This is a genomic window from Streptomyces luteolifulvus (assembly GCF_008806595.1).
In the GTDB taxonomy this organism is placed as follows: Bacteria; Actinomycetota; Actinomycetes; order Streptomycetales; family Streptomycetaceae; genus Streptomyces; species Streptomyces luteolifulvus.
The window spans coordinates 39,681-62,201 of record NZ_VZRB01000017.1; the positions used below are offsets into that span (position 1 = coordinate 39,681).

A 22,521-nucleotide genomic window follows, 5' to 3' on the forward strand; every position below is an offset into this window, starting at 1 on the left:
CGACAGCGGGGAAGCTGCCCACGGCGGGGCGCGGGCATGCCCGGACTATGCTCAGGCAGCGCACCTCAAGAACTCCCTCTCTGGAGCACCCATGAGCCTCAAGATCACCGTGATCGGCACCGGCTACCTCGGCGCCACGCACGCCGCGGCCATGGCCGAGCTCGGGTTCGAGGTCCTGGGGCTCGATGTCGTGCCCGAGAAGATCGAGATGCTGCAGCGGGGCGAGGTCCCCATGTTCGAGCCTGGTCTCGAGGAGCTCCTGCGCAAGCACGTGGCCGGGATCGAGGGCTCCAGCGGGCGGCTGCGGTTCACCATGGACTGGTCCGAGGTCGGGGCGTTCGGGGACGTCCACTTCGTCTGTGTGAACACCCCGCAGCGGCACGCCGAGTACGCCTGCGACATGTCGTACGTCGACTCCGCCATCGCCTCCCTCGCGCCCCATCTGAGGGGCCCCGCCCTCGTGGTCGGCAAGTCCACCGTGCCCGTCGGTTCCGCCGACCGTCTGGCCGCCTACCTCGTGGAGCACGCGCCCGCCGGCGGCGACGCCGAGCTGGCCTGGAACCCGGAGTTCCTGCGCGAGGGCTTCGCCGTCCAGGACACGCTGCACCCCGACCGGATCGTCGTCGGCGTCCGCAGCGAGCGGGCCGAGAAGCTGCTGCGGGACGTGTACGCGACGCCGATGGGCGAGGGCACGCCGTTCGTCGTCACCGACTTCCCGACCGCGGAGCTGGTGAAGACGTCCGCGAACTCCTTCCTCGCCACCAAGATCTCCTTCATCAACGCCATGGCCGAGGTGTGCGAGGCCGCGGACGGCGATGTGGCGAAGCTCGCGGAGGCCATCGGGTACGACGACCGGATCGGGAAGAAGTTCCTGCGGGCCGGGATCGGCTTCGGCGGCGGCTGTCTGCCGAAGGACATCCGCGCCTTCATGGCGCGCGCCGGTGAATTGGGCGCCGACCAGGCGCTGACCTTCCTGCGCGAGATCGACTCGATCAACATGCGCCAGCGCGGGCAGATGGTGGAGCTCGCCCGGGACGTGCTGGGCGGCGGGCCGTTCCTCGGCAAGCGGGTCGCCGTGCTCGGCGCCACCTTCAAGCCCGACTCGGACGACGTCCGCGACTCGCCGGCGCTCAACGTCGCCGGGCAGATCCATCTGCAGGGCGGGCAGGTCACGGTCTACGACCCCAAGGGCATGGACAACGCCCGCCGGCTCTTCCCGACGCTCGGCTACGCCGACTCCGCGGTCGAGGCCGTGCGGGGCGCCGACGTCGTACTGCATCTGACCGAGTGGCGGGAGTTCCGCGAGCTGAACCCGGCGGCGTTGGGCGAGGTCGCGGCGGCCCGGGTCATCCTCGACGGGCGCAACGCGCTCGACCCGCAGCTGTGGCGGCGGGCCGGGTGGAGGTACCGGGCGATGGGACGTCCTACCGCGTGAGGCCGTCCCGCTCGGGGGAACCCCGGTACGGACCCGGCACGACGCCGGCATGGCCCCGGCATCGGGTGGGCGCCGCTCCGGCCGGGGCTCAGCCGGCCGGAGCGGCGCCCACCCCATTGTCCACGTCTCCCCCACGCTTCGGGAATCGCTTGCCGAAGGTCGGTGCTCGGGCCAGGTCACCGGTCGGTCCCTCAGCCCTTCACCTCCTTCGCCCCTGAGCCCTTCACTCCCTCAGCGCCTCAGTCCTTCGCCCGGTAGCGCCGCATCTTGGCGCGTGCGCCGCACACCTGCATCGAGCACCAGCGGCCGCGGCCGGCCGGGCTGCGGTCGTAGTACGCCCAGTGGCAGGTCACGGACTCGCAGGCCTTCAGCCGCGTCCAGGTGCCCGCGACCAGGGCCTCGGCAACGGCCGCCGCGACACGGGAGGGCAGCGGGCCCCGGTCGGCGGGGGTGAGCAGCGCGGAGCCGTCCTGTTCGTCGACCGCCACGACCAGCGGCGCGCCCGCCAGCAGCTGCCCGAGCGGGGTCACCTCGCGGTGCGGCGGATGGCCGGCGTGGGCGAGCAGTACGGCGCGCAGTGACTCGCGCAGTTCCCGCGCGGCCGGCAGGTCGCCCTCCGTGAGCCCGAACCGTGCCCGGCCGTCCGCCGTGTCGAACGAGTCGGCGCCCGACTCGATGTCCAGCGTGTTCACCAGGGACTCGACCAGAGCCAGGGCTCCCGGCGCGGGCGATCTCTCACTCATGGCTGCACGCTACCTTCCGAATCCTCTTGCGACGTTACCTCCAATGCAGGAGCATGAGGTAACGGTTACCAGCTAATTGCGTCTGCCGGTAACTGACCTCATCGAGATCACCGACCGCATCGACCAAGGAGAACGTCATGGCACTCGCGAAACTCGGCGTCGTCGTCCTGGACTGCCCCGACCCCCGCGCGCTCGCCGGTTTCTACGCCGAGGTGGTGGGCGGCACCGTCGAGGGCGGCGGGGACTGGGTGGACCTGAAGGTGCCCGGCGGACAGCCGCTGGCGTTCCAGGCCGCGCCCGGGTATGTGGCACCGAAGTGGCCCGCGCCCGACGCCTCGCAGCAGTTCCATCTGGACCTGGTCGTCGACGACCTCGACGCGGCCGAGAAGGGGGTGCTCGCGCTCGGCGCGAAGCCGCTGGACACGGAGGACCGCTCACGCGGCTGGCGGGTTTACGCGGATCCGGCGGGGCACCCGTTCTGCCTCTGCGCCTGCTGAGCCGGGAGGAACCTCATGGCGTCGTCCGTGGCCCGTCTGCGTTCCGTCGTCCTCGACTGCCCCGACCCGCTCGCGCTCGCGGCCTTCTACGCGGGGGTCGCGGGCGGTACGCCGCAGGCCGAGGACGACGACTGGGTGGTGCTCCAGGTCCCCGGCGGGCCACGGCTGGCCTTCCAGCGGGCGCCCGGTCTCACCCCGCCGGAGTGGCCGCGGGCGGACCGGAACTCACAGCAGTTCCATCTCGACTTCGCCGCCGGGTCCACCTGGGAGGAGATGGACGCGGCGCACGAGAGGGTACTGACGCTGGGCGCACGGCCACTGGACCTGGAGGACCGCGAGAAGAAGGACTTCCGGGTGTACGCCGATCCGGCGGGGCACCCGTTCTGCTTGTGCAGGATCGACGACCCCTGAACGAGGCACCTGTCCGGCGTCCCGCTACCCGTCCAGCTCCGCGATCCTCGCCGTAGACGGCCGGCGTCGCAGCTGGGCGGCCTTCGCCGTGAAGTCCGCTCCGCGGAGGACCCGTTGGGCGTTGGCCCAGGTGAGGAGGGCGAGGTCCGGCTCGGGCCAGCCGCGGCGGAGTAGTTCGGCGATCAGGTGGGGGTAGCGGGAGGCGTCGGGGAGTTCCTGAGGGTGGGCCGTACCGGAGTCGTACGTGCCGGACAGGCCCACGGACTCCGGACCGGCGACCTCGCGTACGTGGTCGAGGTGGTCGGCGACGTCCCGGACGGTCGGGCCGGTCTGCTCGGCGGTCAGCGGGACCATGCACAGGCCCTTCGCGGCGCCCAGCTCGGCGAGCAGATCGTCGGGGAGGTTGGCGGGGTGCGGGCGCAGCGCGCGGGCGGCGGAGCGGGTGCACAGCACCGGTGCCTTGGAGGCGGCAACGGCCCGGCGGACCGTCTCGTCACAGGCGCCCGAGAGGTCCGGGATCACGCCGAGGCGGTTCATCTCGCGCAGGACCTCCTCGCCGAACCGGGTCAGCCCGGCCTCGCTCGCCCAGGACGCCCCCGACAGTGTCAGGACGCGCACGCCGAGCATGTGCAGGGAGCGCAGGATGCCCAGCGAGTCGCCGAGCGCGGCGGCCGAGGCGGGGCCGAGCAGAACGGCGATGCGGCCGCAGTTGCGGGCGTCGGCGGTCTCTCCGGCCGTACGGGCGAGGCGCAGCCCCTCGGGATGGGTGCGCACCACCGTCCTCACCAGGTCGAGCTGTTCCAGGGTGGCCCCGACGGCCCGGTCGCCGTGCAGGCCCTCGGGCAGGCGCAGCGACCAGAACTGCGCGCCCACATGGCCCTCGCGCAGCCGCGGGATGTCCGTGCCGACGGCGCTCTCTCCGAGCTCCAGGTCGAACCAGGGCAGGTGCCGCAGCGCCCAGGGCAGCCCGCAGTAGCCGTCGGCGACGGGATGGGCGGCGAGGACGGCGCGGGCCCGCTCCAGCCAGGCGGTGTCCGGGTCCAGGACGGATGTGCGGGGCCCGGTCGCGGGCAGTTCCGGGAGGGACTCCGGCAGGTCGCCGAGCGCTCCGGCCTCCGGGTCGGCGTGCAGTTCGTCCTGGAGGTCTGCCATGGCGGGCTCCGTACGTCGTGAGCTGCGTCGTGATCGTCCTGGTGCAGTACGGTCACCGTCGCACGGGGCCGAGGGGGCTTCCTGGTGGGTGGGGCGTTCGGGGGTACCGCACCCGAGGAGTGCGGCACCCCTGACCGACGAGCCCGGTCAGCCGTCCAGGGACTCGATCGTCGCGTTGGAAGGCCCGCGGGCGGCCCGCAGACCGCGCGCCACGTCCTCCGCCGCGCCCAGCACCCGCACCGCGTTCCGCCAGGTCAGCTTGGCGAGGTCGGCCCTGGACCAGCCGCGGTCCAGCAGCTCGGCGATCAGGTTGGGGTAGCCGGAGACGTCGTTCAGGCCGTCCGGGGTGAAGGCCGTGCCGTCGTAGTCCCCGCCGATGCCGAGATGGTCGATGCCGGCCACCTCGCGCATGTGGTCGAGGTGGTCGGCGACCGTGGACACCGTGGCGGGTGGGCGCGGGTTCCCCTCCTCGAAGGCGCGGTGCACCTTCATCGCCTCGGGCGTGGTGTCGAGATGGTGGAAGCCATGGGCGTGCATGTTCTCGTCGGCCCGGGCCGTCCAGTCGACCGCCGCCTGGAGCACGAACTTCGGTACGAACGTCACCATCGCCACGCCGCCGTTGGCGGGCAGCCGCTCCAGGACGTCGTCCGGGATGTTGCGCGGGTGGTCGCAGACGGCTCGCGCCGACGAGTGGGAGAAGATCACCGGCGCGGCCGTGGTGTCCAGCGCGTCCCGCATCGTCGTCGCCGCCACGTGGGAGAGGTCGACGAGCATGCCCTCGCGGTTCATCTCACGCACGACCTCACGGCCGAAGGCCGACAGACCGCCGACGCCGGGTTCGTCCGTCGCCGAGTCCGCCCACGCCACATTGTGGTTGTGAGTGAGCGTCAGATAGCGGACGCCGAGCGCGTACAAACCCCGCAGGGTGGCGAGGGAGTTGGCTATCGAGTGCCCGCCCTCCGCGCCCATCAGCGAGGCGATACGGCCCTCCGCGCGCGCCGCCTCCATGTCCGCGGCCGTCAGGGCGGGCCTGAGGTCGGCCGGGTGACGGGCGATCAGCTGCCGTACGCAGTCGATCTGTTCGAGCGTGGCGGGGACGGCGTCGGGCAGGTCCGAGCGCACGTACACCGACCAGTACTGCGCCCCGACGCCGCCCTCGCGCAGCCGGGGGATGTCGGTGTGCAGATGGGCGTTCTGGCGGCAGGCGATGTCGCGGGCGTCGAGGTCGTAGCGGACCTGCTGGCGCAACGCCCAGGGCAGGTCGTTGTGCCCGTCGACGACCGGGAACTCGCGCAGGAGCTCCCGGGCTTCCTCCAGAGAGCTCACGCCCCTCACTTCCCGAAGCCGAAGCCGCCGCCCGCGCCCTCGACCTTGGCTCGCAGCCGCTTGCCCTTCTCGGTCGCCTGGTCGTTGAGCTCCTGCTGGAACTCCCGCATACGGCCGAGGAGTTCCTCGTCGTGCGTGGCCAGGATGCGGGCCGCGAGCAGGCCGGCATTGCGCGCACCGGCGACCGAGACGGTGGCAACGGGCACTCCGGCCGGCATCTGCACGATCGACAGCAGCGAGTCCATGCCGTCCAGGTACTTCAGCGGCACGGGGACGCCGATGACCGGCAGCGGGGTGACCGAGGCGAGCATGCCGGGCAGATGGGCGGCGCCGCCCGCACCGGCGATGATCACCTTGAGCCCTCGCTCGGCGGCCTGCTCACCGTACGTGATCATCTCGCGCGGCATACGGTGCGCGGAGACGACGTCGACCTCGTAGTCGATCTCGAACTCGTCGAGGGCCTGGGCGGCGGCCTCCATGACGGGCCAGTCGGAGTCGGAACCCATGACGATGCCAACAGCGGGGCTCATTCGGTGATCGTCCCTCTCAGGTAGCCGGCAGCGTGACGTGCGCGCTCGAGGACGTCGTCCAGGTCGTCGCCGTAGGTGTTGACGTGGCCCACCTTGCGTCCGGGCTTCACGTCCTTGCCGTACATATGGATCTTCAGCTGGGGGTCGCGTGCCATGCAGTGCAGGTACGCGGAGTACATGTCGGGGTAGTCGCCGCCGAGGACGTTGACCATGACCGTCCATGTCGCGCGCGGGCGCGGGTCGCCGAGCGGCAGGTCGAGGACGGCCCGGACATGGTTGGCGAACTGGCTGGTGACCGCGCCGTCCTGGGTCCAGTGGCCCGAGTTGTGCGGACGCATCGCGAGCTCGTTGACGAGGACGCGGCCGTCGCGGGTGTGGAACAGCTCGACGGCGAGGTGGCCGACGACGCCGAGTTCCTTGGCGATCCGCAGCGCCATCTCCTCGGCGGCGAGGGCGAGGTTCTCGTCGAGGCCGGGCGCGGGCGCGATCACGGTGTCGCAGACGCCGTTCACCTGCTGGGACTCGACCACCGGGTAGGCCACGGCCTGGCCGTGCGGGGACCGTACGACGTTGGCGGCCAGCTCCCGGACGTAGTCGACCTTCTCCTCGGCGAGCACGGGGACGCCGGCGCGGAAGGGGTCGGTGGCCTCCTCGGCGGAGTCCACCACCCACACCCCCTTGCCGTCGTAGCCGCCGCGCACGGTCTTGAGGACGACCGGGAATCCGTCGCCCTCGGCGGCGAACGCGGCCACGTCGGCCGGATCGCTCACGATGCGGTGCCGTGGGCACGGCACGCCGATCGCGTCGAGCTTCGCCCGCATCACACCCTTGTCCTGGGCGTGCACGAGCGCGTCGGGGCCGGGGCGCACGGGGATGCCGTCCGCCTCCAGGGCCCGGAGGTGCTCGGTGGGGACGTGCTCGTGATCGAAGGTGATCACATCGCAGCCCTGCGCGAACGCGCGCAGCGTGTCGAGATCGCGGTAATCGCCGATGACGACATCGCTCACGACCTGCGCCGCGGAATCCTGAGGGGTGTCACTGAGGAGCTTGAACCTGATGCCGAGCGGGATGCCCGCCTCGTGTGTCATACGAGCGAGCTGGCCCCCGCCGACCATGCCGACTACCGGGAACGTCACGCCCCTAGGGTATCGGCCACGCCACCGCGGCTGGTTTCCGCTCCTCCTTACCGGCCTTTTCCCGCGCCTTTCCCAAGCTGTGAGATCGTCCACAGGCGTTTGCCGAGGCGGCTGGTTAGCATGGCTTGGTTGACGAAACCGACCGACTGGGGGCCTGTACGACCATGGGACGTGGTTCCTCAGGGGTGCGTAGGCTGGTGCACGAGGTCGCGAAGTTCGGCGCGGTGGGAGGGGCCGGTGTCCTGGTCAACCTCCTCGTCTTCAACCTGGTACGGCAGCTGACCGACCTCCAGGTGGTGCGGGCGAGCGTCATAGCGACGGTCGTCGCCATCGGGTTCAACTACGTCGGGTTCCGCTACTTCACCTACCGTGACCGCGACAAGAGCGGGCGTACGAAGGAACTCACCCTGTTCCTGCTGTTCAGCGCGGCCGGCCTGGTGATCGAGAACGGCGTCCTCTACGCGGCCACCTACGGTTTCGACTGGCGCAGCCCGCTGCAGAACAACATCTTCAAGTTCATCGGCATCGGCATCGCGACGCTGTTCCGCTTCTGGTCCTACCGCACGTGGGTGTTCCGCACACTGCCGGCCATGGAGACCATGACAAGCGCGGAATCGTTCCTGGAGACAGAAGCGAAGAAGCCGCGCCCCAAGCAGCGCGTCAACTGACCTTCGGGCCCCTCGCGGCCGGTGCTGCAGCCCCCGGCCGGGCGCGGCTGAGTGGCGCAGCCCTTCGTGGTTCGGTCAGCGGACCGTCGGTCCCTCTTCCGACTTCGGTTTCTTCAGTGGTGTGCGGGACAGGAACAGGCCGAATACCGGCGGCTGGGTCTGGAGCATCTCCAGCCGTCCGCCGTCCGCCTCCGCAAGGTCCCGCGCCACCGCCAGGCCGATGCCCGTCGAGTTGCGCCCGCTGATCGTCCGCTCGAAGATCCGTGCCCCCAGGTCTGCGGGGACGCCGGGGCCTTCGTCCGTGACCTCGATGACCGCCTGGTTCCCGGTGACCCGGGTGCGCAGCGCCACCGTGCCGCCGCCGTGCATGAGGGAGTTCTCGATCAGTGCCGCCAGCACCTGCGCGACCGCGCCCGGCGTGCCCACCGCCTGAAGGTGCCGCTTGCCGGAGCTGACGATCGCACGGCCGGCACTGCGGTAGGCGGGCCGCCACTCCGCGAGCTGCTGCTGGATGACCTCGTCGAGGTCGAAGGCGACGGCGGAGCCGGTACGGGGGTCGCGGGAGTTGGTCAGCAGCCGCTCCACCACGTCCGTCAGTCGCTCCACCTGGGCCAGCGCGACGTTGGCCTCTTCCTTGACGGTGTCCGGGTCGTCGGTGAGGGTGATCTCCTCCAGCCGCATGGACAGCGCCGTGAGGGGCGTGCGCAGCTGGTGAGAGGCATCGGCGGCGAGCCGGCGTTCCGCGGTGAGCATACGGGCGATGCGCTCGGCGGAGGCGTCGAGGACATCGGCGACCCGGTCCAGCTCGGGGACGCCGTACCGCTTGTGCCGGGGGCGCGGGTCGCCCGAGCCCAGGCGTTCGGCGGTCTCCGCGAGGTCGGTCAGCGGGGAGGCGAGGCGGTTGGCCTGGCGGACGGCCAGCAGCACCGCGGCCACCACCGCGAGCAGCGCGACCAGGCCGATGATCAGCAGCGTGCGCCCGACCTCACGGGTCACGGAGGAGCGGGGCTCCTCAACGGTGACCGTCTCGCCCTTCTCGCCCTCGGCCTTGCCGCTGATCACGTCACCGGACGGCGGGGTGCCGACCTCGATGACGCGCTCCCCCGGGATCCGGATCTCGGCGTAACGGTCCCGGGAGACCTGCTCCCGGAGGGCGCCCGCGTCGACGGCCTCGGAGCTGAGCAGCCGGCTGTCCACGATGCTGGCCAGCCGCTGCGCCTCGGAGTCGACCCGCTCCTGGGCACTGTTGCTGATCGTCCGCGTCTCCACGATGACGAGGGACACCCCGAAGACGGCGATCACGACGAGCACGACCGCAAGGGTGGACTGAATCAGACGACGACGCACAGGACTCTCCGGTCGGTGGCTTTACGACGACCAGTGTGCCCCGGTGCCTGGACACACCGGGCCGGGGCAGCGCCGTCAGGGGCGCGGGGAACTGCACGACCAGCCACGGACGACCCGCAGCCGCGCACACGCACCAGCCGCCCCGCCCGACCGCCGCGCTAACTTTTCTCGAACCGGAACCCCACACCCCGCACGGTGGCGATGTACCGCGGATTGGCCGCATCATCGCCCAGCTTCTTCCGCAGCCACGAGATGTGCATGTCCAGCGTCTTGGTCGACGACCACCACGTCGTGTCCCAGACCTCACGCATCAACTGGTCCCGCGTGACGACCCGCCCCGCGTCCCGCACGAGCACCCGCAGCAGATCGAATTCCTTGGCGGTGAGCTGCAGTTCCTCCTCCCCCATCCAGGCCCGGTGCGACTCGACGTCGATGCGCACACCGTGCGTCGCGGCCGGCTGCTGCGGCTCCGCGGCGCCGCGCCGCAGCAGGGCCCGTACGCGGGCGAGCAGCTCGGCGAGCCGGAACGGCTTGGTGACGTAGTCGTCCGCGCCCGCGTCGAGGCCGACGACGGTGTCCACCTCGTCGGCCCGCGCGGTCAGGATGAGGATGGGGATGGTGTGTCCCTCGGCGCGCAGCCGACGGGCGACCTCCAGGCCGTCCATGCCGGGCAGGCCGAGGTCCAGCACGACCAGGTCGACACCGCCCTGCATTCCGGCGTCGAGCGCGGTGGGGCCGTCCTCGCGCACCTCGACCTCGTACCCTTCCCGGCGCAGTGCGCGGGCCAGCGGCTCCGAGATGGACGCGTCGTCCTCGGCGAGCAGTACACGGGTCATGAGGTGATGGTAGACCGCCCTTGACAAGAGCCGGGGTGTGATCGACGGCCGCGATTCTTACCTTCGGACATACCTATGACTTTGGGATGCGATCCTGTGGACTGCCTTGGAAACACGTCCGCGGTTGCACCGGAACCCTGTGATTCGGATGCCAAGTCGTTCTAATTCGAGCACTGTCATGAAGTATGGTGAATCTACGCCCGTAGCACCGCAGCCACGCGAAGGGCCGCCGCACCCAGGGAGTACGGCGGCCCCTTCCGCTGCCGTCAGCGGGCCTGCCGCCGGGGCAGGAACGTGAACACCGCCGCACCCAGCAGCACCGCCGTGCCCGCCACCAGGCCCAGCGCCTTCAGGGCGCCGTGGCTCTCGGAGCCCGTGTCGGCCAGGCCGCCCGAGGTGCCGCCGGAGGAGCCGCCCGTGGTGCCGCCGGAGGAACTGCCTCCGGACGCACCGCTCGCCTGCTCGGTGGTGTCGAGGGTCAGCGAGACCGCCGTCCTGTCCGGCTTGCAGGTGGTCGTCGTACCGAGGGCCTCGATGGTCAGCACGCCCGGGGAGAGCGTCGACTCACCGCTCGCGCCAGGCTTGTAGGTGCCTGTCAGATCGGGGATCTCGATCGGGTCGCCGGTCTTGATGGGCTCGGAGTTCGTGGGGCCCTCGACATGCACGGTGCCCTTGTCCGCACCACCGAGGACCACCTCCATCGACGGCTTGACCGAGTCCTTGGGGATGTCGGCCGGGCTGTCCATCACGGACTTCTTGAACTGCACGGTGAGACCGAAACTCCCGGCGTCCTTCTTGGCGTTGATCTGGATCGGGGAGGTCGCCTTCTTCTCGCCGAGGGGCGATTGGCAGCTGTAGGGGATGTCGACCTGTTTGCCGATGAACTCGGTCCGGCCGCCGGTGCCGTCGCTCTCACTGGCGGAGGCGCTCGGGGTGGCGCTCACGGTGTTCGTCGGAGTGCTGGTCACGGTGGCGGAGCCGGTAGGGGTCGGGCTCGTCGACGAAGTCCCCCCGCCCGCCGTCACGTTGATGGTGCCGGCCGGCTTCACCGCCTCCGTGGGCGCGCACTTGGTGACGGTGCCGAGGACATTGATGTCGTACGCGTCCGGGGTCAGCGTCAGCTCGCCGGGAGCCGTCAGTGTCAGCTTGCCCTTCATGTCGGACATCACCATGTCCGAACCCTTGGGGATGACCGGGTTCTCCTGCGGCCCCTCCATCGCGATGCCCGCGGTCTGCGCGCCCGCCGCCTTGAGGGTGCCGGTCGGCTTGACGGAGTTGGCCGGCAGGTCGATGGGGCCGGGGTTCTTCGAGGCGGCCTGCACGAACTTCCACACCACCTCCACCTCGTCGCCGACCTTCGCGGTCGCCGGGGCGGTGATCTCCACCTTGGTGGTGCCGTCCACGGGGTCCACGCCGGAGCCGGACGGCGGGATGCAGTGGGTCGCGAACGCCACCTCGGCGGCGTGGGCGGGAACGGCGGCCACGCCGAGCAGGGCGCCCGCGCCACCGAGCACGAGCGCGACACAGGACGCGCCCGCTCTCCGTCCGCGACACCGCCCGGCACCGCCCGGTATGACTCTCCTTCGCTTGCTCACATGGGTCCCTTCCTGGTGGGAGCCGTGGGGCTCGTCGGGCTGTCGTCGTGCGGTGCGGAGAGCCGGCCGGCCGTGCCCGGATCGGAGTCCGGGGTGAACCACGGCAGGGTCGTGGTGGGGGATGGTGTCCGGGCGGGGGTGTGCGATCCCGGCAGACGGAGGGCGAGTGGGGGCAGGCGCAGCCCGCGGTGGCGGACCCCGCGCGGGCGGCGCGGCCCGACCCGGTCCACCACGGCCATCCCGGCGCGGAACAGCGCGGCCGGCACCACCAGGCAGGCCAGGATCCAGAAGAGGGTGACACCCCAGGGCCGGCCCACGCCCCAGGGCTGTTCGGCGAGGACCTTGCCGCCGTACTTCAGTGAAACCGTGTAGTCGCCGTGCGCCCCGCCGGGCAGTTCGACCGGAAGCCTGATCTGCGCCTTCCTGCCGGGCTGGATCGTGCCGCGCCACTGCTGCTCCTCCCACTGCGGGGCGAACACGCCGTGGGAGGTGCCGATGTGGAACACGGGGTTCTTGACGGCCGAGGTGCCGACATTGCCGACGGTGAAGACGAGGGTGCGCGCGGGCGGCGCCCCGAACCAGGTGAGCAGGCCGCTCGACCCGTCGAGCCGGGTGTCCGTGAGGACGGACAGCCGTCCGCCGGCCGGTTCCGCGGGCAGCGGTTCGACCGCGTGCCCGGCCACCTGGAAGATCGCGTCGGCCTCCGCCGCGGCCCCGGTCGCCGTCGCCACGTGCACCACGCAGGGGCAGGGCACCGGCGGCTCGGCCACCGGCAGCTTCTTGCCGAAGCGTCCCCGGGCGTCGGTGGTGACGGCCCGTCCGTCCGCGTTGGCGCAGGAGTTGGTGCCGCCGACGACACCCCGCGACGGCACGGACTGCCCGCAGATCAGCAGCATCAGCAGGGTGTGCGGCCGCCAGCCGCTGCCGGTGACCGTGATCGAACCCCCCGTCCCCGCCTGTGATGTGGAGAGCCTCACGCTCGGCCTGTCGGCCGCCGTCGCCGTGCCCGACAGAGGCAGCAGAAGCAGGGCGAGCACCGCCGCCAGCGCCGTCATCCGCACCTTGCCGCTCACCTCGCCGCTCCCGTCAACTCGGCTTCGCCACGGTGGTGTTCGGGCGCCGGGCCGTCATCGGGGTCACGGCGCCCGCGACCTCGTAAGACGACCAGCGCGCCGAGCGCGGCCAGCGCACCCGCGGCCCCCGCCACCGCGCCCCACGGCACGAACCGTGCCGACGCCTGTGCCGAGTCGCGCGCCCCGCCCGCCGCGGTCACCGTCAGCCGCACGTCGACCGCGTCCAGGGCGGGCCGGCCGGGCCAGGGCTCGGTGAGCCGCAGCCGGCGGCCCGGCGGCAGTTCGACGGACAGGGTGCGCGGGGCGCGGTCGAGAAGGGGGCCGAAGACCCCGTCGGCGCGCACGGCGAGCCGCGGCACGAGGACGGTCGTACCTCGGTTGACCAGCTCGTACGCAATGCGGTCGCCGTGTACGGCCACGTTCTCGACGGTCAGCGCCGAGAGCTCGGGGCCGCCGACCCGAAGGCGGAGCGGCACGGACCGGGAGCGGCCACGGGTGTCACGGACGAGGATCGTGCCGGAGCGGTCGCCGGGGGCGGCTCCCGGCGGGACGGTCACCGTGAACGGGACGTCGGCGCGGGTCCGCGCGGGGACCCGCACACCGCTCTCGGCGAAGGTGACACGCACGCCTGTGCCACGCAGCCGCACGGTGACCGGCTCGTCGCCCCGGTTGACCACGGACACCCTGTCCTCGAGGACCGACCCCGGCGCGCCTTCGGCGTAGAAGGACGGCCGCCCGCCGCCCGAGGGCACGACGGACCACCCGTCCGCGGCCGTCGCCGCCGGGGCGGCGGCCATCAGCAGCGCGAGGGGCAGCAGAGACAGCAGGGTCAGGCACGGGACACGGGCGGTTGACGGCATGGGCGGCTCCGGCGTCGTACGGAGGTGCGGTTCGTACGGACGTGGGGGGCGTACGAACGTGGGTGGCGTGCGAAATGGGGCGGGCGTGGTTCAGTGGCGCGGCCGCGCCGTCTGGTTCCTCCGCGTCAGCCACAGCGCGCCCGCCGCGCCCGCGAGCAGCACCGTGCCGCCCAGCGTGCCGAGGGCGATCGCCGAGTCCTCGGGGCCGGTCTGCGGGAGCTCGGCACCGGAGCCGCTGCCGCTCTGGGACGTGCCGCCCGAGGAACCTCCGGCCGCCGCCGTCACGTCCAGGGTGAGCGAGGGACCCGGGCTGTTCGACGGCGTGCAGGTGGTCGTCGTGCCGAGGGCCTCGATGGTGAGCACACCCGCCGTGAACGTGACCTTTCCGGTCTTCTTCGGGGTGTACGTCCCGCTCAGGTCGTTGATCTTGATCGGGGTGTTCGCGGGGATCGCGGCCTGGTTCGCCGGGCCCGTCACCCGTACGGTGCCGCTGTCGGCGCCGCCCAGCTCGATGGTGGCGCTCGGCTTCATCGACCCCTTGCCCAGCTCGACCGGGCTGGACGAGACGCCCTTCTGCCAGGACATGGTGATCTTGTAGCCGCCGCCGCTCTTGACGCCCTTGATGTCGATGGGCGAGACGGCGCTCTTGTCGCCGATCGGCGTCTTGCACTGGTAGTTGACGTCGACGACCTCGGCGTGGGCTGCGGGGGCGGCCATCAGCACCGCCGAGCCGGCCAGGGCCGCGGCGGACGCGAGCGCGGCGGTTCGTATGTGGTACGTCCGGTTCGACACGGTCCCCTCATTCCTGACGGCACATCAGATCGGCCGTCAAGGTACGCCCGGGGCCTTGAGGAGGGAAGACACAGCGCGCGCCGGATCTGTGGTGATCCGGCGCGCAAGACGTGTCGTACGAAGAAGGGTTCGCGCCGCGAGTGACCGCCGATCGGCGGCGAGTGGGGCGCGCGGCCGGCTTCCAGGACCTGCCGCTCACCCGGGCCGACCAGGTGCCGCCGCTTCCCTGCGGGCCTATGCGGGCGCGCCCAGTTCCGCCCACACAGTCTTGCCCGCGACCCCGGGAGCCCGGACGACTCCCCAGTCCAGGCACAGCCGCTGCACGATGAACATCCCGTGACCGCCGGGGCGCCCCGCGCGGTGCGGGGTACGGGGAGCCGGCTGCCCTCCGCCCTTGTCGGAGACCTCGATGCGGATCACCTTGTTGTCGCAGGAGATCCACAGTTCGTCCGGGCCCTCGGCGTGCAGACAGGCGTTGGTGACCAGCTCGGAAACGACGAGCAGCACATCCTCGGCGGCGGCCCGCTGATCGGCGCCGGCGGCGGGCAGCCAGCCCCACGCGTAGAGCGCCTGGCGGGCGAAGTCGCGGGCGAGCGGTACGACACCGCTCTCGCCGTCGAAGCTCAGCCTGCGGACGTGTTGGCCCCCCGACGACACAGCCGCGCCCCCCTCGGACGCCCCGGAAGCCCCGCTGGGCTCCGGGCCGCGGTCGCCCGGCGGGTAAGGCCGGGTGGTGCTCATCAGCGCTTCACCTCACCGATTCACCGGTTCACGATTCAAAAGTCACTGCACGGTCAGTACGGCGGCCGGCGGTACGGCATTCAGTACGTCGTGCGGTACTGAGGTCTCCTGCCCGACCGGACCGGCAGAACACCCCCTATTCGGCATGAAACGCGTTGCGCCTGAAAACCGCCGGCACAGAGGGGCTGCCGGCACACGGTCCACCGGGCCGGCGGGCTCAGCCCTCGCCGCCCGCATCGTCGGCCAGGGCCGCTGTGACGCTGTCATGGACAGCGAAGACCGCTTCCGCTCCCGTGATCTCGAAGACCCGCGCCACGACGGGCAGCATGCCCGCGAGATGCACCCCGCCACCGGCCGCCTCCGCCTTCAGTCGCGCGCCGAGCAGCACATTGAGCCCGGTGGAGTCGCAGAACTCCAGGCGCGAGCAGTCGATCACCAGGCGACTGAGCCCCTTGGCGAGGCACTCGTCGAGTGGCTCACGCAACAATTCGGCGGTGTGGTGATCCAACTCACCCACCGGGGTCACGACGGCGCTGGAGCCCTCTTCCCGCACCTCAACCAGAAGCCGGCCTGACTGGGTACTGCCGACCGTCCCGCGGTCCATGCCGTCTCTCTCTCCCGACGTCGTGGGTGCTGCTGACGCCCTCGAACACTACGCCTTCTCCACACACCCCGACACCCGAACAACCCCCCACAAACGGACATAACTCCACAAAACGCACTTGCGGCGGGCTCGGGAAAGCAGGTAGGGCTAGTAGGACACGCGACCGACACGGCCGGCTTTGGAGGCGCCGCACACCGCAGTGCACGCACTGGCTTCGGCAGCCATATGCCGACAACGATGGAGGACATCATGTCACCCCGGCTCGACGCATCGCGCACCCATGAGGCGACGTCGACTTCCCCCCCGGAACATCTGAATCCCATCGAGCGCGACGACGTACTGACCGACGTCGCGCAGGACGACCGGGAGCACCGGGACGACCAGGACGACCTAATCGCCGGACTTCCGGAGATCCCCCCGTACGACGAGGTGGCTCCGGTCGACGCACGGGCCCTGTCCAAGACCCTCTTCGCGCGGCTGGAGTCGCTGGAGGAAGGGACCCACGAGTACGCGTACGTCCGCAACACGCTCGTCGAACTGAACCTGGCCCTGGTCAAGTTCGCCGCCTCCCGCTTCCGCTCGCGCAGCGAGCCGATGGAGGACATCATCCAGGTCGGCACCATCGGCCTGATCAAGGCGATCGACCGCTTCGAACTCAGTCGCGGCGTGGAGTTCCCCACCTTCGCGATGCCGACCATCGTGGGCGAGATCAAGCGTTTCTTCCGGGACACGTCCTGGTCCGTGCGCGTACCGCGGCGGCTGCAGGAGCTCCGGCTCGACCTGGCCAAGGCCGGTGACGAACTGGCGCAGCGGTTCGACCGCGCGCCGACGGTGCCGGAGCTGGCGAAACGCCTCGGCATCTCGAACGACGAGGTCGTCGAGGGCATGGCCGCGTCGAACGCGTACACCGCCTCCTCGCTGGACGCCCAGCCGGAGGAGGACGACGCCGAGGGCGCCCTGGCGGACCGGATCGGCTACGAGGACCACGGGCTCGAAGGCATCGAGTACGTCGAGTCGTTGAAGCCGCTGATCGCCGAACTCCCGTCCCGGGACCGGAAGATCCTCTCCCTCCGCTTCGTCGCGGGCATGACCCAGTCGGAGATCGGCGAAGAGCTGGGCATCTCGCAGATGCATGTGTCGCGCCTGCTGTCGCGGACGCTGGTGCGGCTGCGCAAGGGGCTGACGGTCGAGGAGTGACGGCCTCGTCGTGATCGGTGTGCCCGGCGCCCGGAAGGGGCGCCGGGCACACTGCTTGCACGGGCCGTTCACTGGTTACCCACAGAAACGTCTTTTCCCATCGGGCACCTTCCATCACTATGGCTCCGGCCGACTGGCCGGTCTGCCAGGGCCGTGGCAGATGGCGCCATGGTGTGCGAGGAGGCGGGGAATGGCTCGGGCCGACGACGGGACCGGCAAAGGAGCGGAATCCGGAGACGGTTCCTGCAGGGCCGCGTACTCCGGCGCCTCCGACGCGCGGCTCACGGAGCTGCTGCGCGCCGACACGGCCTCCGCGTACGCGGCCCTGCAGGAACTGCGCGCACGGCACCGCCCGGCGGTCCTCGCCCACGCCCGTCTGTGCACCACCAGCGAGTCCGCGGCACGGCAGTTGGCGGCGCAGGCGTTCACGCTGGCTGCCCGGGAGACGGCGCGGGGCATCGACCCGGGCGTTCCCTGGCGGCACCGGCTCCTGCTGCTGGCCGGGCGGGTGGCTGCGGGATGGGCCCGGGACGAGCGCGCCGCCGGACTCCAGGCGGGTCTGCTGCTCGTCCTGAACTCGGCGCCGCCCGGGGGGCCGGTCCCGCCGCTGTGCGGCCCGTTCCGTTCGCTGCCCGCACGTACGCAGGGGCTCGTCTGGTACGGAATCGTGGAGCAGGAGCCCGCGGACCGTACGGCCGACTTTCTCGGCCTCACCCACGAGGACGTGGTCTACGGCATGGAGCAGGCGCTCCAGGCCATGGCCCAGGCCTGTCTGAAGTCCCGTCTCGCCGCCTCCGACGACCCCCAGTGCGGCGACTTCCGCCGGCTCATCGAGGAGTCGGTACGACCCGACCATCCGCGTGTCAGCGCCGATCTGCACACCCACATGGCGCACTGCGGACACTGCTCGACGGCGCACGAGGAGCTGTCCGCCCTGCGCGACAACCCGCGCGCCACACTGGCCGACGGCCTGCTGCCCTGGGCCGGCACGGCGTACGTCACGGAAGAGGGCGCGAACCCCGACGCCCACGCCCGACGAGGCCTCACCACCCGCCCGTCTTCGGCGGCCTGGCCACCGCCCCGTACCGTCGTCCTTGCCTCGGCGGTGGCGCTGGGCGTGGCCCTGGCCCCTCTTCTGGTGCTCCTGTTGTCCCCGGACGATGCGTCGACCCAGTCGCCCGTGTCGTCCCAGCAGGCGGTGGGCTCGACGGTGGTCCCGCCCCCTCCGCCGCCGGTGACGGTGACGGCCACCGTATCGGCGACCCCGTCCCCCTCGGCGACGAGCAGGCGCCCCTCCCCCAAGCCGAGTCCCACCCGGACGAAGACGCCCCGCCCGAAGCCGCCGACGCCCAAGCCCTCCCCGACCCACCCGCCGGACGGCACTTTCGCGCAGGTGGTGAACGTCGCCTCGGGCCTGTGCCTGGACATCCGCGACGGCTACATGGAGAAGGGCACGGACGTTGTCACGGCCCCCTGCGACGCCTCCCGCACGCAGCGCTGGCGGGTCGACTCCCGGCTCGACGTCCTCCAGTCGTACGCCGACCCCGACTTCTGCCTGGACAGCCGCGGCGACGTGGACCGCGGCGTCGGAATCTGGGAGTGCGACTCGGTCTACGGCTACAACGGCGACAACCTGAGATTCACGGTGGACGACGACGGTGTGATCCGCCCCGCCATCGACATCGCCACAGCCGTGACCCCGGCCTATGGCGAGAGCCTGTTCCTGGAACGGCTGAGCGGGAGTGCGGAGCAGCGGTGGCGGGCGGGGACGTCCTGACCGCCTCGGACCGCGCCGACGCCCGGGCTCAGATCTCGCGCACCCCCCGCCGCCACACCCCCGCCACCAGCGGGACGCCGGGGCGGTAGGAGAGGTGGACGTGGCTCGGGGCGTCGAGAAGGGTGAGGTCCGCCCGGGCGCCCGGGGTGAGGTGGCCGATGTCGGTGCGGCGCAGGGCGCGGGCTCCGCCGGCCGTGGCCGACCAGACCGCCTCGTCGGGGGTCATGCCCATGTCCCGTACCGCGAGGGCGATGCAGAAGGGGACGGAGGAGGTGAAGGACGAGCCCGGGTTGCAGTCCGTGGACAGGGCGACGGTGACGCCCGCGTCGAGGAGGCGGCGGGCGTTCGGCCAGTCGGCGCGGGTGGAGAACTCCGCGCCGGGGAGGAGGGTGGCGACGGTACTGCTGTTCGCCAGCGCGTCCACGTCCTCGTCGGTGAGGTGGGTGCAGTGGTCGGCGCTGGCGGCATCGAGTTCGACGGCCAGCTGGACGCAGGGACCGTAGGACAGCTGGTTGGCGTGGATGCGCGGGTGCAGGCCCTTCGCCCGGCCCGCGGTGAGGATCGTGCGGGCCTGGTCGCCGTCGAAGGCGCCCTTCTCGCAGAAGACGTCGATCCAGCGGGCGTGCGGGGCGCAGGCGTCGAGCATCTCGCCGGTGACGAGGGCGACGTAGCCGGCCGGGTCCTCGGCGAAGTCGGGCGGCACGATGTGGGCGCCGAGGTAGGTGACCTCGTCGGTGTGGCGGGCGGCGAGGCGCAGGGCGCGGGCCTCGTCCTCGACGGTCAGGCCGTAGCCGGACTTCGTCTCGAAGGTGGTCGTGCCCTGGCGGAGGGCCTCGGCGAGATAGCGGGTGAGGTTGGCCTCCAGCTCGGCGTCCGACGCCGCCCGGGTCGCCGCGACCGTCGTACGGATGCCGCCGGCGCTGTAGGCGCGGCCGGACATCCGGGCGTTGAACTCCTGGGTGCGGTCACCGGCGAAGACCAGGTGGGAGTGGGAGTCGACGAAGCCCGGGAGCACCGCACGGCCACCGGCGTCGACCCGGTTGTCAGTGGCGGGTGCTTTGCTTGATTCACCGGTCCACGCGATGCGGTCGCCGTCGACGACGACGGCCGCGTCCTGGATCAGTCCGAGGGGGGAGCCCCGTCCGAGGGAGGGGTCGTTGGTGACCAGCGTGGCGATGTTGGTGATGACAGTGCTGCTCATCGTGTCCTCATGGGTGGCGGATCCGTGGGCGGTGGTCAGGCGCGCAGGGCTTCGACGGCCCGCGCGAGGGCCTGCGGCACATCCGGTACGAGCGTGTGCGCGCCGTCTCGTACGACATGCCGTCCGCCGACGACCGTGTGCCGCACGTCCGCAGCGGTCGCCGCGAATACGGCCGTCTCGGCGCCGAGCCCGGGCAGCGGCCCCGCTGTCCTGACCGAGTCGAGCGCGATCGTGGTGAGGTCGGCGAGCGCGCCCTGCTCGATGCTGCCCGCCTCCTCCCAGCCGAGGGCGGCATGGCCGTCGGCGGAGGCCGCTCGCAGCAGGGCGGCGGCCGCCCAGTGGCCGCGGGTACGCGTGCGCAGCCGCTCGTTCAGCTCCATCGCGCGTGCCTCTTCGAGCAGGTCGATCACGGCGTGGCTGTCGGAGCCGAGAGAGAGCGGCGAACCCTGTCGTTGCAGAGCGACGGCGGGTCCGATGCCGTCGGCGAGGTCGCGCTCGGTGGTGGGGCACATGCAGGTGCCGGTGCCGGAGCGGCCGATCAGCGCGATGTCCTCGTCGGTGAGGTGCGTGTTGTGGACGCCGGTGGTGCGCCGGCCAAGCACACCGTGGTCGGCGAGAAGTTGCGTGGGTGTGCACCCGTGGACCTCCCGGCAGGCGTCGTTCTCCGCGGTCTGCTCGGACAGGTGCACATGGAGCGGGGCCCGCCGCTCCTCGGCCCATCGCGCCACGGTCGCCAGCTGGTTCGCGGGCACGGCCCGTACGGAGTGAATCGCCGCACCAATCCGCGCGTGATCCTGGTCCTTGAGAACTGAACAGCGTTCCGCCCAGGCGTCGGCCGTCCCGTCGGAGAAGCGGCGCTGGTGGGCGCTGGGCGGCTGCCCGAAGCCGGCGGAGAGGTACGCGGTGTCGAGGAGGGTGATACGGATACCGGCTTCGGCGGCGGCCTGGAGAAGGGCCTCACCCATCGCGTTCGGGTCGGCGTAGGGCGTGCCGTCCAAGGTGTGGTGCACGTAGTGGAACTCGCCGACGGCCGTGATGCCGGCCAGCGCCATCTCGGCGTACACGGCACGGGCGAGCGCGTGGTAGGTCTCCGGGGTCAGCCGGTCGGCGAAGGAGTACATGACCTCGCGCCACGTCCAGAAGGTGCCGGAGCCGACCTGGACGGTGCCGCGCAGGGCGCGGTGGAAGGCATGCGAGTGCGCGTTCGCCAGCCCTGGCAGCGTCAGCCCGCGCAGGACCTCGGCGCCGGGCGGCGGCGTGGGCGTGTCCGTGCGGACGGCGGTGATCCGTCCGTTCGCCACCTCGACGGCGACCCCCGGCTCGACGTGCGTGTCGAGCCAGGCGTGCTCCAGCCAGTACGTCCGCGTGCGGGGGTGCGTCACCTGCAGGCCAGCCCTTCCAGTACGTCGGCGAGTGCGGTCACCCCGGCCACGCAGTCGTCCTCGGCGGCGGACTCGGCCGGCGAGTGCGAGACGCCCGTGGGGTTGCGCACGAACAGCATGGCGGTCGGGATGCTCCCGGAAAGGATTCCGGCGTCGTGTCCGGCACCCGTGCCGAGGACGGGAACCTTGAGGTCGGTGTCCCTGCCCAGGATGCGGGCGAGTTCCTCGCGCAGGGCGTGGTCGAACTCGACGACGGGCGTGAAGGACTCCCGGACGACGTCGAGGTCCACGCCGTGGGCGGCGGCGTACTCCCGGGCGGCCTTCTCGACACCGCTGACCGCGGTGTCGAGGCTCTCCTGCTCGGCGGCGCGGGAGTCGAGCCAGCCACGCACCAGGGAAGGGACGGCATTGACGCCGTTCGGCTCGACCGCGATCTTGCCGAAGGTGGCGACGGCACCGGCGAGTTCGGCCTCGCGACGGGCGGCGAGGACGGTCTCGGCGTACGACAGCATCGGGTCCCGTCGGTCGGCCAGCCGGGTCGTGCCGGCGTGGTTGGCCTCGCCGCGGAAGTCGAACCGCCACCGCCCGTGCGGCCAGATGGCGCTCGCGATGCCGACCCGGTCGCCGGACAGGTCGAGCGCCCGCCCCTGCTCGACATGGAGTTCCACGAACGCGCCGATACGGGCGAGCCGTTCGGGGTCGGCCCCGATGGCGTCGGGGTCGTATCCGGCGGCCTCCATGGCCTGCGGGAGTGTGATCCCGTCGCCGTCGGTCAGCCGGTGCGCCTGCTCGACGCCGAGCTGCCCCGCGGTGAGCCGCGAGCCGACACAGGCGAGCCCGAACCGGGCGCCCTCCTCGTCGCCGAAGCTGACGATGGCGAGGGGCTTGCTGAACCGTGCGTTCCTGCCGCGCAGTTCGTCCAGTGCGGCGAAGGAGGACACGACTCCGAGGGGCCCGTCGAAGGCCCCGCCGTCGGGCACGGAGTCGAGATGCGACCCGGTGACGACGGCGTCCCCCGCGGCGGGATCCCCGAGCCAGGCCCACTGGTTGCCGTTCCGGTCGATCTCATAGGTCAGCCCGCGGTCCTCGGCCTGCGCCTTGAACCAGGCCCGGCACTCGGCGTCGGCATCCGTCCAGGCGAACCGGCGGTAGCCGCCGGAGTCGGGGTACCGCCCGATGGGAAGCAGCTCGCGCCACATCGTGTGAAAGGAGCTGCCG

22 protein-coding genes are annotated in these 22,521 nt (G+C 71.7%); 6 read left to right on the top strand and 16 right to left on the bottom strand.

Annotated elements, in window-relative coordinates; genetic code table 11:
* Positions 1–91: 91 nt before the first annotated feature.
* Entirely contained in the window at positions 92–1,435 is a 1,344-nt protein-coding gene (locus tag F7R91_RS23485) for a UDP-glucose dehydrogenase family protein (protein WP_150951084.1), read from the top strand.
* A gap of 239 nt (positions 1,436–1,674) precedes the next feature.
* On the opposite strand, the gene F7R91_RS23490 is transcribed toward F7R91_RS23485, so the two are convergent.
* The gene (locus F7R91_RS23490) at positions 1,675–2,178 is read right to left on the bottom strand and encodes a CGNR zinc finger domain-containing protein (RefSeq protein ID WP_150951085.1); all 504 of its coding nucleotides are present in this window, start codon (positions 2,176–2,178) and stop codon (positions 1,675–1,677) included.
* A gap of 137 nt (positions 2,179–2,315) precedes the next feature.
* Here F7R91_RS23490 and F7R91_RS23495 point away from each other — a divergent pair, with 137 nt between their 5' ends.
* Together F7R91_RS23495 and F7R91_RS23500 are read left to right on the top strand one after the other, a co-directional pair.
* Positions 2,316–2,675, top strand: a complete 360-nt coding sequence (locus F7R91_RS23495) for a VOC family protein (RefSeq protein ID WP_150951086.1) — start codon at positions 2,316–2,318, stop codon at positions 2,673–2,675.
* 15 nt (positions 2,676–2,690) lie between these two features.
* The gene (locus tag F7R91_RS23500) at positions 2,691–3,086 is read left to right on the top strand and encodes a VOC family protein (protein ID WP_150951087.1); all 396 of its coding nucleotides are present in this window, start codon (positions 2,691–2,693) and stop codon (positions 3,084–3,086) included.
* Positions 3,087–3,110: 24 nt separating this feature from the next.
* Here the strand turns inward: F7R91_RS23500 and F7R91_RS23505 are convergent, their stop codons facing one another.
* The 4 genes from F7R91_RS23505 to F7R91_RS23520 all read right to left on the bottom strand — a co-directional run bounded on the left by F7R91_RS23505 (position 3,111) and on the right by F7R91_RS23520 (position 7,230).
* On the bottom strand, positions 3,111–4,238 hold the full coding sequence (locus tag F7R91_RS23505) for a dipeptidase (protein WP_150951088.1): 1,128 nt from the start codon (positions 4,236–4,238) through the stop codon (positions 3,111–3,113).
* Positions 4,239–4,385: 147 nt separating this feature from the next.
* Positions 4,386–5,564 carry a dipeptidase gene (locus F7R91_RS23510; protein WP_150951089.1) on the bottom strand — a complete coding sequence of 393 codons (1,179 nt, stop codon included), beginning with the start codon at positions 5,562–5,564 and terminating at the stop codon, positions 4,386–4,388.
* 5 nt (positions 5,565–5,569) lie between these two features.
* Positions 5,570–6,094, bottom strand: a complete 525-nt coding sequence (purE, locus tag F7R91_RS23515; protein WP_150951090.1) for a 5-(carboxyamino)imidazole ribonucleotide mutase — start codon at positions 6,092–6,094, stop codon at positions 5,570–5,572.
* On the bottom strand, positions 6,091–7,230 hold the full coding sequence (locus F7R91_RS23520; protein ID WP_150951091.1) for a 5-(carboxyamino)imidazole ribonucleotide synthase: 1,140 nt from the start codon (positions 7,228–7,230) through the stop codon (positions 6,091–6,093). Before F7R91_RS23520 ends, purE begins: the two co-directional genes overlap by 4 nt.
* Before the next feature lie 164 nt (positions 7,231–7,394).
* Here F7R91_RS23520 and F7R91_RS23525 point away from each other — a divergent pair, with 164 nt between their 5' ends.
* The gene (locus F7R91_RS23525) at positions 7,395–7,898 is read left to right on the top strand and encodes a GtrA family protein (protein WP_150951092.1); all 504 of its coding nucleotides are present in this window, start codon (positions 7,395–7,397) and stop codon (positions 7,896–7,898) included.
* Positions 7,899–7,973: 75 nt separating this feature from the next.
* Here F7R91_RS23525 and F7R91_RS23530 read toward each other — a convergent pair whose 3' ends face one another.
* The 8 genes from F7R91_RS23530 to F7R91_RS23570 all read right to left on the bottom strand — a co-directional run bounded on the left by F7R91_RS23530 (position 7,974) and on the right by F7R91_RS23570 (position 15,746).
* Positions 7,974–9,245: an ATP-binding protein gene (locus tag F7R91_RS23530; protein ID WP_150951093.1), complete on the bottom strand. Its 1,272-nt coding sequence runs from the start codon at positions 9,243–9,245 to the stop codon at positions 7,974–7,976.
* A 158-nt stretch (positions 9,246–9,403) separates the two neighbouring features.
* The gene (locus F7R91_RS23540; protein ID WP_150951094.1) at positions 9,404–10,081 is read right to left on the bottom strand and encodes a response regulator transcription factor; all 678 of its coding nucleotides are present in this window, start codon (positions 10,079–10,081) and stop codon (positions 9,404–9,406) included.
* A gap of 266 nt (positions 10,082–10,347) precedes the next feature.
* Positions 10,348–11,595, bottom strand: a complete 1,248-nt coding sequence (locus F7R91_RS23545) for a hypothetical protein (protein WP_150951196.1) — start codon at positions 11,593–11,595, stop codon at positions 10,348–10,350.
* A gap of 77 nt (positions 11,596–11,672) precedes the next feature.
* On the bottom strand, positions 11,673–12,731 hold the full coding sequence (locus tag F7R91_RS23550) for a hypothetical protein (RefSeq protein WP_150951197.1): 1,059 nt from the start codon (positions 12,729–12,731) through the stop codon (positions 11,673–11,675).
* Between the two features lie 14 nt (positions 12,732–12,745).
* Positions 12,746–13,609 (bottom strand): COG1470 family protein, encoded by an 864-nt coding sequence (locus F7R91_RS23555; RefSeq protein ID WP_150951095.1) that lies wholly within the window; start codon positions 13,607–13,609, stop codon positions 12,746–12,748.
* A gap of 90 nt (positions 13,610–13,699) precedes the next feature.
* On the bottom strand, positions 13,700–14,401 hold the full coding sequence (locus F7R91_RS23560; RefSeq protein ID WP_150951096.1) for an LPXTG cell wall anchor domain-containing protein: 702 nt from the start codon (positions 14,399–14,401) through the stop codon (positions 13,700–13,702).
* A 234-nt stretch (positions 14,402–14,635) separates the two neighbouring features.
* A complete protein-coding gene (locus F7R91_RS23565) occupies positions 14,636–15,142 on the bottom strand; it encodes an ATP-binding protein (protein WP_150951097.1) in 507 nt (168 codons plus the stop codon).
* Positions 15,143–15,359: 217 nt separating this feature from the next.
* A complete protein-coding gene (locus F7R91_RS23570; protein ID WP_150951098.1) occupies positions 15,360–15,746 on the bottom strand; it encodes an STAS domain-containing protein in 387 nt (128 codons plus the stop codon).
* A 249-nt stretch (positions 15,747–15,995) separates the two neighbouring features.
* Here F7R91_RS23570 and F7R91_RS23575 point away from each other — a divergent pair, with 249 nt between their 5' ends.
* Complete coding sequence (locus F7R91_RS23575; protein ID WP_150951099.1) at positions 15,996–16,943, top strand: RNA polymerase sigma factor SigF; 948 nt, start codon at positions 15,996–15,998, stop codon at positions 16,941–16,943.
* A 190-nt stretch (positions 16,944–17,133) separates the two neighbouring features.
* The gene (locus F7R91_RS23580) at positions 17,134–18,720 is read left to right on the top strand and encodes an RICIN domain-containing protein (RefSeq protein WP_150951100.1); all 1,587 of its coding nucleotides are present in this window, start codon (positions 17,134–17,136) and stop codon (positions 18,718–18,720) included.
* A 28-nt stretch (positions 18,721–18,748) separates the two neighbouring features.
* On the opposite strand, the gene hutI is transcribed toward F7R91_RS23580, so the two are convergent.
* Genes hutI through F7R91_RS23595 form a run of 3 tightly spaced genes read right to left on the bottom strand, consistent with a single transcriptional unit; the run spans position 18,749 to position 22,502 of the window.
* Positions 18,749–19,921 (bottom strand): imidazolonepropionase, encoded by a 1,173-nt coding sequence (gene hutI, locus F7R91_RS23585; RefSeq protein WP_150951101.1) that lies wholly within the window; start codon positions 19,919–19,921, stop codon positions 18,749–18,751.
* Positions 19,922–19,956: 35 nt separating this feature from the next.
* Positions 19,957–21,303: a formimidoylglutamate deiminase gene (locus F7R91_RS23590; protein WP_150951102.1), complete on the bottom strand. Its 1,347-nt coding sequence runs from the start codon at positions 21,301–21,303 to the stop codon at positions 19,957–19,959.
* On the bottom strand, positions 21,300–22,502 hold the full coding sequence (locus F7R91_RS23595; RefSeq protein WP_191971605.1) for an allantoate amidohydrolase: 1,203 nt from the start codon (positions 22,500–22,502) through the stop codon (positions 21,300–21,302). Before F7R91_RS23595 ends, F7R91_RS23590 begins: the two co-directional genes overlap by 4 nt.
* Positions 22,503–22,521 lie beyond the last annotated feature (19 nt).